At 50.9% G+C, this 12527-nt stretch carries 9 protein-coding genes; 2 read left to right on the plus strand and 7 right to left on the minus strand.

The window, feature by feature from the left end:
* Positions 1 to 46 precede the first annotated feature (46 nt).
* Positions 47 to 2224 (minus strand): malate synthase G, encoded by a 2178-nt coding sequence (locus ACXAF9_RS09385; RefSeq protein ID WP_475073272.1) that lies wholly within the window; start codon positions 2222 to 2224, stop codon positions 47 to 49.
* A 312-nt stretch (positions 2225 to 2536) separates the two neighbouring features.
* Positions 2537 to 5731, minus strand: a complete 3195-nt coding sequence (locus ACXAF9_RS09390) for a mechanosensitive ion channel domain-containing protein (RefSeq protein WP_475073274.1) — start codon at positions 5729 to 5731, stop codon at positions 2537 to 2539.
* 92 nt (positions 5732 to 5823) lie between these two features.
* Between ACXAF9_RS09390 and ACXAF9_RS09395 the strand changes: the two genes are divergently transcribed.
* Positions 5824 to 6798, plus strand: a complete 975-nt coding sequence (locus ACXAF9_RS09395) for an alpha/beta hydrolase (RefSeq protein ID WP_475073275.1) — start codon at positions 5824 to 5826, stop codon at positions 6796 to 6798.
* Positions 6799 to 6824: 26 nt separating this feature from the next.
* Here ACXAF9_RS09395 and ACXAF9_RS09400 read toward each other — a convergent pair whose 3' ends face one another.
* The 4 genes from ACXAF9_RS09400 to ACXAF9_RS09415 form a co-directional block, all read right to left on the minus strand.
* Positions 6825 to 7670: an intradiol ring-cleavage dioxygenase gene (locus tag ACXAF9_RS09400; protein WP_475073277.1), complete on the minus strand. Its 846-nt coding sequence runs from the start codon at positions 7668 to 7670 to the stop codon at positions 6825 to 6827.
* Positions 7671 to 7989: 319 nt separating this feature from the next.
* Positions 7990 to 9222: a phosphoglycerate dehydrogenase gene (gene serA / locus ACXAF9_RS09405; RefSeq protein ID WP_475073279.1), complete on the minus strand. Its 1233-nt coding sequence runs from the start codon at positions 9220 to 9222 to the stop codon at positions 7990 to 7992.
* Between the two features lie 264 nt (positions 9223 to 9486).
* Positions 9487 to 9768, minus strand: a complete 282-nt coding sequence (ppnP, locus tag ACXAF9_RS09410) for a pyrimidine/purine nucleoside phosphorylase (RefSeq protein WP_475073281.1) — start codon at positions 9766 to 9768, stop codon at positions 9487 to 9489.
* A gap of 28 nt (positions 9769 to 9796) precedes the next feature.
* Complete coding sequence (locus ACXAF9_RS09415) at positions 9797 to 10693, minus strand: LysR family transcriptional regulator (RefSeq protein WP_475073283.1); 897 nt, start codon at positions 10691 to 10693, stop codon at positions 9797 to 9799.
* Between the two features lie 137 nt (positions 10694 to 10830).
* Between ACXAF9_RS09415 and ACXAF9_RS09420 the strand changes: the two genes are divergently transcribed.
* Positions 10831 to 12030: an MFS transporter gene (locus ACXAF9_RS09420; RefSeq protein WP_475073285.1), complete on the plus strand. Its 1200-nt coding sequence runs from the start codon at positions 10831 to 10833 to the stop codon at positions 12028 to 12030.
* A gap of 65 nt (positions 12031 to 12095) precedes the next feature.
* Here the strand turns inward: ACXAF9_RS09420 and ACXAF9_RS09425 are convergent, their stop codons facing one another.
* Positions 12096 to 12374 (minus strand): peptidylprolyl isomerase, encoded by a 279-nt coding sequence (locus ACXAF9_RS09425; RefSeq protein WP_475073287.1) that lies wholly within the window; start codon positions 12372 to 12374, stop codon positions 12096 to 12098.
* Positions 12375 to 12527: the final 153 nt, after the last annotated feature.

The following is a 12527-nucleotide window of genomic DNA, read 5'->3' on the forward strand; positions in this document are numbered from 1 at the left end:
CCACCGCATTGGGTGGCCTTCTTGTTATTGGGCGTTACCGATCAGGTTAGGCGCCAAAGGTGTCTTTCGCTTCGATGCGGCGACGGTGCAGAACCGGCTCCGTGTAGCCGTTTGGCTGCTTAGTGCCTTCAAACACCAGCTCACATGCGGCTGCAAACGCCACGCTGCCATCAAAATCAGCGGCCATCGCGCGATAGCTTGGGTCAGATGCGTTTTGCGCGTCCACCACTTTCGCCATGCGTTTTAGCGTTTCCATTACCTGAGCTTCTGAGCAGATACCATGGTGTAACCAGTTCGCAATGTGCTGGCTGGAAATACGCAACGTAGCACGGTCTTCCATTAGGCCAACGTTGTTGATGTCCGGCACTTTGGAGCAACCCACACCGCTGTCGACCCAGCGAACCACGTAACCGAGCAAACCTTGTGCGTTGTTGTCGAGTTCCTGTTGGATCTCTTCTGCGCTCCAGTTCGGGTTGCTGGCAACAGGGATGGTCAGGATATCGTCAAGGCTGGCACGCTCACGCTTAGCGATCGAATTTTGCAGCTCAAACACATCCACTTGGTGGTAGTGCAGGGCGTGCAAGGTCGCCGCGGTTGGTGACGGTACCCAAGCGGTGTTGGCACCGGATTTTGGGTGACCAATTTTAGCGCTCAACATGTTCGCCATCTGATCAGGAATGGCCCACATCCCTTTACCGATTTGCGCACGGCCGCTTAGGCCGCACATCAAGCCGGTATCAACGTTCCAGTCCTCGTACGCACTGATCCACTTAGCGCCTTTCATGTCGCCTTTGCGAATCATTGGGCCCGCTTCCATTGAGGTGTGAATCTCATCACCGGTGCGGTCTAAGAAGCCTGTGTTGATAAAGACCACACGCTCTTTCGCCATACGGATACACTCTTTGAGGTTCACCGTGGTGCGGCGCTCCTCATCCATGATCCCCATTTTCATGGTGTAGCGATCAAGGCCAAACGCATCTTCGATGCGGCCGAACAGCTCGTCGGCAAACGCTACTTCTTCTGGCCCGTGCATCTTCGGTTTTACGATGTACATGGAGCCTGTGGTGGTGTTGCGGAATTGACCGAGTTCTTTGACATCGTGCAGCGAGATCAAGGTGGTGCACAGACCATCTAAGATCCCCTCTGGTATTTCAAAGCCATCTTTGTCGATCACTGCGCTGTTGGTCATCAGGTGGCCAACGTTACGCACGAACATCAAGCTTCGGCCTTTCAATGCCAAGGTAGAACCATCCAGCGCGGTGTATTCGCGGTCTGGGTTCATGACACGGGTAAAGGTCTTGCCGCCTTTGGTCACCTCTTCGGAAAGATCACCCTTCATCAGGCCCAACCAGTTACGGTACACCACGGTTTTATCGTCAGCATCCACCGCGGCCACGGAATCTTCACAGTCCATGATGGTGGTCAGGGCGGATTCCATGATGATGTCTTTCACACCGGCCGCATCGCTTTTACCGATTTGGTGATCGCGATCGATCTGGATTTCAAAGTGCAGGCCGTTGTTCTTCAACAAGATGCCTGTTGGGTTGGAAGCATCCCCTGTGTAGGCGATCAGCTTCTCAGGCTCAGCCAAGGTGGTTTGTGTGCCATCGCGCAGTACAACCGACAGCTGACCTTTTTCGATGGAGTAACCCGCCGAATCCTTATGGGAGCCGTTTGCCAACGGCGCGGATTGATCTAAAAAGTCGCGGGCAAAGGCGATGGTTTTCGCACCGCGAACCGGGTTGTAGCTTTTACCGGCTTCGGCGCCATCGTCGTTGGAGATCGCATCGGTGCCGTAGAGCGCATCGTACAAGCTGCCCCAGCGCGCATTGGCTGCGTTCAGCGCGAAACGCGCATTCATCACAGGGACCACCAACTGAGGTCCGGCCATGGTGGCCATCTCTGGGTCGACATTAGTGGTTTGTGCTTGGAAGTCGTCCCCTTCTGGCAGGAGATAGCCGATCTCGGTCAAAAATGCCTTATAAGCATCAAGATCAAATGCCTGACCTTTACGGTCAAGGTGCCACTGATCGATTTGCGCCTGAATGTGGTCGCGTTTGGCCAGAAGCTCGCGGTTACGAGGGGCCAGATCGTGGACAATCGAATCCACCGCAGACCAGAACTGATCAGCCGATAGGCCGGTTCCGGGGATGGCTTCGTTGTTAATAAAGTTATACAGACATTCGGCAACCGATAGGTTTCCGATCGTTACCCTTTGGCTCATAGTGGTAATGCCTCAATTGTCGTTGTGTGTCCGGCTTGGAGCGAGGCAGCCAAAACCGGTCGTTGTGTGTAAAAGTGCACTTTTGTAGGCAGTCATTGTGCATTGCAAAATTAACCTAACTATGGGGCATCTGTCCCCCCTGTCAAGCCTAAAGTATGAAGTGATTTCGGCTAAAAGAGGGACGGTCGAGCACAGGTGCTAGGCTTTGTGATTGATCTGTTTAGACTTTCGTCGACAGCGCTGTGCTGTGTGCTGCGACAAAAGTTGAAGAGGGTATCTCGACACCAAGATACCCCTCTGATGACTCCTCTTTTACTCGCCTTTCTTCTTAGGCGAGCGGTGCAGATGCACATCCAATTGCGGGAAGGCGATCTCGATGCCGTTTTGCTTGAAGGATTCGTCGATCTGCTGGTTCAGCTCATGCGACACTTCTAAGCGGTCGGCCAAGCTGTTTACAAAGAAGCGCAGTTCGAAATCCAGGGTGCTTGCGCCAAAGACGGTGAAGAAACACTGAGGCGCAGGGTCTTCGAGTACACGTGGGTGATTTTTCGCCACATTCAGAAGAATTTCGTGCGCTTTTTTCGTGTCCGATCCGTACGCGACGCCAACGGTAATCACCACGCGGGTGATCGGGTCGGTCAACGACCAGTTGATGAGCTGATCGGTCACGAAAGTCTTGTTCGGGATGATCACCTCTTTACGGTCCCAATCGGTGATGGTCGTTGCCCGGATCTGAATCCGGCTAACGTTACCCGATACCCCGCCGATGGTGATCGTATCGCCAATCCGGATCGGTTTTTCAAACAGGATGATGATACCGGAGATAAAGTTGGCAACGATCTCTTGAAGACCAAAACCCAAACCCACACCCAGTGCGGCAATTAACCATTGCAGTTTTGACCACTCAAGCCCCAATTGGGAGGCCCCCACCAACACACTGACCACAATCAGGGCGTACTTGGTAACGCTGGTGATGGCGTAGGAGGTACCTGGTGCCAGTGTGATATGGCGCAGTACTAAAAGCTCTAAAAGGCCCGGTAAGTTATAGGCTGCCAGCACACACAAACTGATCAAAACCAAACTGAACAGCAGGTTTTTCAGTGTAATGGCTTGGGAGACGATGCTGCCCTCGGCATCGACACTGCCGCCCCAAAGCACGATCTGATCCAGCACATCCAGCGTCGGGAGTACGCTTTTCACGAGCATCCACAACAAGGAAGCAAAGGCGATGATGGTGACGGTTTTAAGAAGGACGCGTGCTTGATCCGAGAGAGTTTGAACATCAATGAAGTTCTCCTCAAGTGGAGGAATCTCTTCGTTTTTCTCGCGCGCTTCAAGAATCTCATTACGGCGCTGTTTAGCCCGCTCAAACGCCAGATGGCGCTCCTCGATCAAGAGCCAGCGGTTACCCAGTTTGAACAGGATAAAGGTGGAAGCCACGATACCGGCCATCACTAACAGGATCAGCATCACAATGGTGCCGGTAAACACATAGCCAACCAGCGCAATGCCGACGGCGACGATGTGAATCGCGACCAGTGCCCAGATCCAGAAACGCGCTTTTTGCCACCAATGTTGACCCGAGGTCATCTTATCGATCAGCGCCGAGGAACTCATCAAGGCCAACCAGAACAGGGTGACCAGCGAAGCTAAAATGATAAAGGTTAAACGGCCAATACCGGACTGCAACTCGCTGGAGCTGGATTGGTCGGTGATCAATAAGATAATGATCAGAGGCATACCCAACCAGAACAGCGGGTGGAGCAAACGACGGTTGCGCACACAGAGTTTTTCGGGCATGCCGAAGTGACCGTGCAGTACTGCGTTCGGGGTCTTCATCCACGCTTGGACCACCATGTAGATCCAGATCCCGACGGAGATCACCTTGGTCAGCAAGGTCAGCGCATCGGTCGGCCAAGCTTCGGCGTTCAGGATAAAGCGGCCGATCAAGATTACAAACGTGGGTGCGGGCAGGGTGTAGATCAGGGGCATCCACAAAAGGTTAAAGGTGTGGATAAATCGATCCTGCTTTACATGCCCGATCTGAGAGGCCCATAAAGGCGCTTTAACCCGATACGCACGGCGTACCAGAATCGCCGCAAGACAGACCAGTAACCAGAGCGCAAACGGCGGAATCCACTGTGAAACCGGCTTATGGATCGGGATGTTATCGTATGGTTTAACGTTATCGTACAAGGCGCCCATGCCGTTTAGGATCTGAACCGGCCAATTGGAGCTGACAGGTTGAATGCTGGGGATCCACAGCATGTGCTGGGAGATCAAATCACGGCCTAAACGGATCTGGGTGTTGATCTGCTCTTGGATGGTCAGTAACTGGGATAGCTCGTTGATCGCCTCGTTACTGGCATCACGAATCTGAGTCAGTAAGGTCTCTTTGGAACTCAGCAGTTGGCGCGCTTGCTCAGCCAGCCCTTGTGCTAAGTTGGGCAGTTGCTCACCACGCTCCATCTGGAACAGCTCGCGGCTGATCTCTAAGTTGGATAAACGAAGATCATTAATTGCGTCTTTGGTATCGCCCGTCGAGATAGGTTGGGATAAACGCTTCGTGAAGTTACGAAGCTCTACACCCAAAGGCTGGGAGCTCAGTTCCAGCTGCTGTTGGATGGTGTTATAGCTTTGCGTAACGATGGTTAATTCAGACTCCAAACGTTGGCGCTGATCCTGAGCGTTCAGCGTTTTGGATTGGATGGTTTCAAGTCGGTCGCTAAGCGCTTGTGTCTCATTAATCAGCTGCTTAAGGACGGGCGAGCGCTGGTTGGAGCCTGAGTTTTCGCTTAAGGCTTCAAGGGCGGCTTGGGCTTCCTGCTTACGTTTATCCAGCACCGTGTTTTGCATCACACCGATCTTTTGGTTGATGGCTTCCAGCTGTTGGCTCAGCTGTTCTAGGCGCAGGCGATCTTGATCGGTTTGCTCGGGTTGAAACAGAATCTCAAGTTCTATGGCCTGAGTGTGCGCGGTTTTCCGAGCAAACTCCGCTTGGGCCAAATCCGATGTGCTGTCTTGGGCGTTGATGCTGTTTTGCTTAAGGTTCGTCAGTTGATTTCGAAGATCGATCAAGCGCTGATCGCTTTGGGCGATCTGGTTTTGTAGGCGCTCACGGTTTTGAATCAGCTCCAGTTGATTGGCCTTGGTGAGGGTCAGCTGTTGTTCCAGTTGGCTGGCCGACAGGTTATCAAACGCGTTGGCGTGCACCTTAGTGCTTTTTTCGTTCAGTTGGCGACGCAGTTGATTTTCGACTTGGCCGCTTTTCTCGATCTGCTCACGAAGGTTCGCCGCTTGTGCATCGTAGGTTTTGGCTTCTTGGTAGGCCGCCACGATTTTTTGCAGCCGCTCCCGCTGTTGCTTGATGTCTGGCGAGGTGTCATCAGGGGAGAGTTGCTCCAAACGTTGTTGGAAACGATCAATGTTTGCTTGGTAATCAGCCGCAAAGACGTGGGTGGTTAACAGCAGGAAGGCCAACATCAGGCCGCGGGAGAACAGTCTCATACGATCCTTTTCAATAAGACGGATTTGTTAAAACGAGTATATCTGTACGATACTGACTAAGACACAGTTCAGAGTAAATAGTGCAGTCGACGATGAAGCAGCCGTTTTCAGTCCGTCAGTTACGTGCGCTCTTGCCAAGGTTCGATCCGTTCTGTGCATGGCACCCAGAAGGGGAGTGGGAGCGTTATCACGCGCTCTACGGCTTTGATGCCTTGGCATCGTGTCAGCATTACAGCGCGGGTGTGTTTCAAGCCGATGACACCGAACTGGCCGTGCACTTTTTCGCGCCCTCCAAAGCGCCGTTGCGCTCGCGTGGCACGGTGGTACTCCTGCACGGCTACATGGATCATGTCGGGTTATACACCCGTCTGATCGATTGGGTGTTGCAGCAAGATTTCTGTTTAGTCGCCTATGACTTACCTGGTCATGGTGTTTCTTCTGGGCCTGAACATGCTATTCAAACCTTCTCGGATTATGCGCTGCAGTTGGATGCTTTACTGGATGCTTATCCCGAAGTACCGGGGCCTCGGGTTTTAATGGGGCAAAGCACCGGCGGTGCCATCGCTTTGGAGCATCATCGACTCTGCGACCAACAGACCCCAAAAATTGCCAGTCGTATTTTGCTGGCCCCACTGATTCGACCCAGCCAGTACCGAAGCATTCAGCTTCGCTATTTGATTTGTCACTACTTTCTGGAGCGGGTGAAACGCTTTTACACCCCAAACTCGCACGACGAGCGTTTTGTCCACTTTGTTCGTGAGGAAGATCCGCTGCAAAAGCGCTGGGTATCGGTTGATTGGATCGGCGCCATGCTGAACTGGGTCACCGAAATCGAGGCATGGCGACCTAAGCACTCCGATGCCATGGTGATCCAAGGGGATTGTGATGAAACTGTGGATTGGGCTCACAACCTTGGGGTGCTAAAAGAGGTGTATCCTGACATCGAGGTGCACATCATCGAGTCGGCGTTGCATAACTTAGCCAACGAAGAGACCGCGTGGCGGGAGCCGGTGTTCGATTTGATTGCGAAGGGGCTGTTGCGCATCCATAAAAAGGGGACGTTGTAATGCAGTAGCGCCCCCTTGATCTATTCCTATAGAGCAACGCCTACTTTTAAAATTGCGGTAAAGCCATCGTTTACATTACCTGTCACAGTTGCAAGTTGATACTCAGTACCATCGGAGAAAATATTGTCCTCAGCAAAGCTACCTACAGAGCTGTTTTGTCCATGTGACGTATATAAGTCAGTGTTGTAGACAGCTTCAGTAATGGATTGAGGGAAGGCAATTTGTGAGGTGGCCTCCAACGTGTCTACACCGTTGTTAGTTACATAGACTCTAAAATGCATGTGTGTGATACGCCCCGAATACCAACCAGGGTATATTGTATTAAAAGTGACTTGGCCGTCATTATTGGTCAGGTAAACACCCCTCAGGAAGGTATCGTCTGCAAAGGATCCGTTTTGATTCGATGAATACCCAGAATAAGCTCCGTCCTTATCGCAATGCCATAAATACACATAAGCATTTTCTATGGGAGCGCAATCATTATTAATGTCTACCAAGTGAATCACAACATCCATAGGAATGCCGGTACGGTCTTCGGTGATATCTTGTCGGTAAATTTGGTTAAGTGCTTCGCCCAAAGAGCTATATAAGGGATAAGGCCCAGCCGTTTCCTCTGGGATAAGCGCGCAGCTGCCAGTGTTTGTTGTGGTACTTGTTGTTTGAGTGTTTGTCGAAGTGCTGGTCGTTGTAGTCGAAGTGCCAGACGTTGTTGAAGTGGTTGTTGATGAGCTAGAACTGTCGTCATTATTGGAAGAACCGCCACCGCAAGCGCTCAATAAGCTGCCTACCCCTAAGGCGCTTAATGAAACGAGGGTCTTGCGTCGGTGGACATTGACCTTAGGTAATGACGGAGACTTGTTGTGCTGGTCCATAAAACGATTTTCCTTGCTCGCAATCTTGATCTTTAATTGGTTTTTTAAAGAGTTCGGTTTGAACACTCCAAATGAAAGTGTTCGCTTCACGAAAAAAGACGCTGTGTTCTAAGTGAACACAGCGCATAAAAATGATGCACTGAGCATGGAGTACACAGTGCGATCCCTACTTGCTTCAACCAGAAAAGAATACGGTTGAGCCTCATTATAGGAACATAATTTAAAAGGCTTTTCCGTTAAGAAAGGTAAAGGTATGTAAATAGAGTAGAAATAAAAAAACAGCTCATTGAGCTGCTTTTTCGTTGGTGCGTGGCCTAGCTTAGAACAAGCGACGGCAGCGAATGGTGCCAGCAACTTCTTTTAGCTTTTCAAGCGCGACTTCAGAGCAGTCTACATCAACATCGATGACCACATAACCGACTTTCTCGTTGGTTTGCAGGTACTGACCCGAGATGTTGATATCGTTCTCGGAGATGATGTTGTTGATCTTTGATAGAACGCCAGGGATGTTCTCGTGAACGTGCAGCAGACGGTGAACATTTGGGTGCTCTGGAAGTGCCACTTCTGGGAAGTTAACAGAAGTGATGGACGAGCCATTGTCACTGTATTTCACCAGTTTTTCGGCCACTTCGTAACCGATGTTTTCTTGCGCTTCCATGGTGGATCCACCCACGTGAGGTGTCAGGATCACATTGTCGAATTCGCGAAGCGGAGAGACAAACTCTTCGTTGTTTGAGCGAGGCTCAACCGGGAATACGTCAACCGCTGCACCCAGAAGTTTGCCTGATGCCAGTGCTTCGCAAAGATCATCGATCACAACAACCGTACCGCGAGCCGCGTTGATGAAGATAGAACCGTCCTTCATCTGGTCAAACTGCGCTTTGCCCATCATATCTTTGGTGGATTTGGTTTCCGGAACGTGCAAAGAGATGATGTCACAGGTGCGTAACAAGTCATTCAGGTCAGCGGCTTGTTTCGCGTTACCCAGTGGTAGCTTGTTGATCACATCGTGGAAGTACACATCCATACCCAGTGCTTCAGCCAGGACGCTCAACTGGGAGCCGATGCTACCGTAACCCACGATACCCAGCTTTTTACCACGGATTTCGTAGGAGTTTTTCGCCGACTTTTGCCACTCGCCACGGTGGGCTTTGGCGTTTTTCTCGGCAACACCGCGCAGCAGGATAATGGCTTCAGCCAGAACCAGCTCAGCGACGGAGCGAGTGTTCGAGTAAGGAGCGTTGAAGACCGCAACGCCAGCGCGCGATGCAGCTTCCAGATCAACTTGGTTGGTACCGATGCAGAAACAGCCAACCGCAACCAGCTTTTCAGCGGCGTCGAAGACTTTTTCTGTTAATTGAGTACGCGAGCGGATACCAACGAAGTGGGCATCAGCGATGCGCTCTAGCAGTTCTTCTTCTGGTAAGGAGCCCGTGTGAAATTCCACGTTGGTGTAGCCGTTTGCATTCAGCGTATCGATGGCGGATTGGTGAACGCCTTCCAACAACAGAATTTTAATTTTGCTCTTATCCAGAGAGGTAGCTTTGCTCATGATCTGCAACTCTTTACTTGGTTCAGGAACAGGTTTTCAAGCGGCCAATCGGCCACGGAAGAGGCGCCTATAGTAGCACAGGCGAAAATGAAAAGGATTGATCAAAGGTTGGCTTTTGCTGGAAAAATATTCAACAGAAGTTGAACAATCTTGCATGAACCTGAAAAGAGTGATGCTATTATGCGGTTAAACACGGAGGATGGCGTGTTCTTTAAACGACGCATCTGTGCTTAGATGCGCCGCCTTTGGCCTAGCCCTGTGGGATTAGCCGTAGAAGCACAAGTAAGCCGTTGTTTGCTCGACTTTGACTTGGAACTTCTGGTTCGCTTCCACAGTAAATTCGGTTCCTGTTGGGAAGCTTTGGAAGCTGTCAGACCCTGGAAGCTTGATGATCAGCTCGCCTGATACGACTTTCATCAGCTCTTTTTCGCTGGTGCCGAACTCGTATTCACCTACGGCCATTACGCCCGAGGTCACTTTTCCTTCGCTGTTTTCCAGAGCGATGGATTTTACCTTGCCATCAAAATATTCGTTTACGTTTAACATAGTTTTCTCCGATTTAACGCTAGCCGCATCATAGAGGCTGTTCTGCGTTTTGGCTACTGCAATACTCCATCAGAAAATCAACAAAGACTTGATTGGCCTTTGAGAGGTACCGCTCTTTGGGCCAAGCAATCGCAAGATCCAGAAAAATCGGCTCCGCAAAAGGTAAAGCCACCAGCTCCGAATCATCAGCAACGGCCATGCCTAACAGGGTGGATACGCCATAGCCCTGCTTGATGATGGCCTTGATCAGGGGTACCAAATTCGTTTCAAAGCCGATGTTGGGAGTGGCACCAATCTGCGAGGCTAAACGGTCGATGACATTTCGGTGGAAATAGCCAGCTTTAAACATGACCAGCTCTTCTTTGAAGAACTCCTCGTAGGTGATCGCGCTTTTTTTCGCTAACGGGTGCTGATGGTTCAAGGTGACCAGCATTGGTTCGCGCAAAAAGATGGATCGCTGCAGATGTGGGCTGATAAACGCATCCACCACCACACCCATGTCCAACTCACCGGACTCGATCATCTGTTGAAGCTGCCACGTCCCGCCCTCGATCACCTCAAGGTTCAGTTTTGGGTAGCGCTTTTTGAACGCCATCAAAATGGGCGGAAAATAATAAGACCCCAACATGCTCGAGATCCCGATGCGCACCGTACCGCGCTCAAGGCCATGCAGCTCACGCATCTCAAGTTCGGCATCCGCAAAGCTTTGTAAGATGGTGTTGGCATGAATGAGCAATCTCTCGCCCTCGTCGGTGAGGCGAATGGTGCGATCAGCACGGTGAAAGAGCGTCAGGTTCAGGTGTTCCTCGAGCTTTTTGATCGACATGCTGATGGCCGGTTGAGCGATGTGCAGATGCTCAGCCGCTTTGGAGAAGCTGCGATGCAGAGCCACGGCTTGAAAGTAACGAAACTGTTTTAAATCCATATCAATATTTATTATAGATTTGATAATAACTATATATTTTACTGATTTTAGATCAGGGCGTATCGTTACACCATCCCACCGCACAGGTTGATTTGTGCATCGAGTATTAGCGTGATCCATCCGGAGATAACACCATTATGATTGAAGCGGGCTCATCGGCCTTCTGGCGCGCGACGTTTGCGCTGTGTCTAGGCTCATTTATGATTTTTGCCAACGTGTACGTGACGCAGCCGTTATTACCAACCATTGCCGCGCATTTCTCAATCTCTGAACTTGAAGCCAATTGGAGCTTTACGATCACTACGCTGATGCTGGGGTTATCGCTGTTGGTCTATGGCCCTTTGTCTGACGCGCTGGGGCGTAAAAACATCATGACCGTCACCATGGTGGCTGTGGTCATGACCACGTTTCTACTATCACAGGTCGAAAGTTACCAACATGTCCTGATACTGCGTGGCTTACAGGGCTTTTTCTTAGGCGGGCTCCCGGCGATTGCGGTAGCCTATATGGGTGATGAGTTTCGTCGCGACGCGATGGTGATGGCGGTCGGTTTTTACATCAGCGGCAACAGCCTAGGGGGCATCGGCGGGCGCTTGATCGGTGGATTTGTCGGCGAATGGCTTGGTTGGTCGGAAGCCTTCTTGGTGATGACGCTACTGAGTTTCATCTTGTTGGCTGCGTTCTTATTTCTGTTACCAAGTTCTAAGTACTTTGAGCCAAAGCCGGTCCACGTAAAATCCATGTTGACTGGCATGGGGGCGCATTTACGGACACCGGTGTTGATCACAGCCTATCTGATCGGTGGTTTAAATTTCTTTATATTCATCAACCAGTACAGCTTCATCACCTTTGTGCTGGCGTATGAGCCGTTTAACTTATCCCCATCATGGCTGGGCTTATTGTTCTTAACCTACTTAAGTGGCACGGTCGGGTCGGCGTTATCGGGGCGCGTTGCTCAGCGTATACCACAGCCTCTTTGCATGGCGATCGGTATTTTATTAATGGTGTGCGGCTCTCTGACCACGCTAATTCCATCGGTGATCACCATTATTCTTGGCTTCTTGATCAGTGCATTTGGTTTCTTCTTTTGCCACTCGACGGCCAGCAGTTGGGTAAGCCGCAATGCCACTGAAAACAAAGCCAGTGCTTCGTCGTTATACTTGCTGTTTTACTACATTGGGGCCAGTACCGGCGGGTTCTATCTACAACCCTATTGGCAGTGGATGGCATGGGATGGGGTCATCATCGGGTCGCTTGTGGTTTTAAGCGTAACCTTAGTATTGGCGATCGGTTTACAGCGTAAAACACACAGTGTGCCTTTGCGCATGGCGGTGTAAACGGGGTAGCGAGAAAGCAGGGGCGGGAGAAGACGGCGATGCACAGTGCATCGCCTGACATCGAATTAACGACGGCTAGTAACTTCCAGCAGGTGGTAGCCAAACTGAGTTTTGATTGGGCCTTGAACCACGTTTACGTCGCCGTTGAAAACCGCTTCGTCAAACTCTTTAACCATTTGGCCGCGACCAAACTCACCCAAGTCACCGCCGTTGCGGCCTGATGGGCAGCCAGAGTGCTTGCTGGCAAGTTCAGCAAAGTCTGTGCCGTTTTCGATCTGTTGTTTTAGGTCCTGACACTCAGCTTCAGTGTTGACCAAGATGTGGCGTGCAGTTGCTCGAGACATGATGATTCCTTACGTTTTGGCAATGAAAGTGCCCAAGAATACCCGGTTTGCCGAGGGATACAAGGCGTTTTGTCATCGCGGTAACACTCTGTTTTCATCACTTTGCTCAGTTTTGATTGCCATTATTTTGCGGGGCGTTTTACCATGATCATC

The sequence above is a fragment of the Neptunomonas sp. ABH4_499 genome, assembly GCF_056160565.1.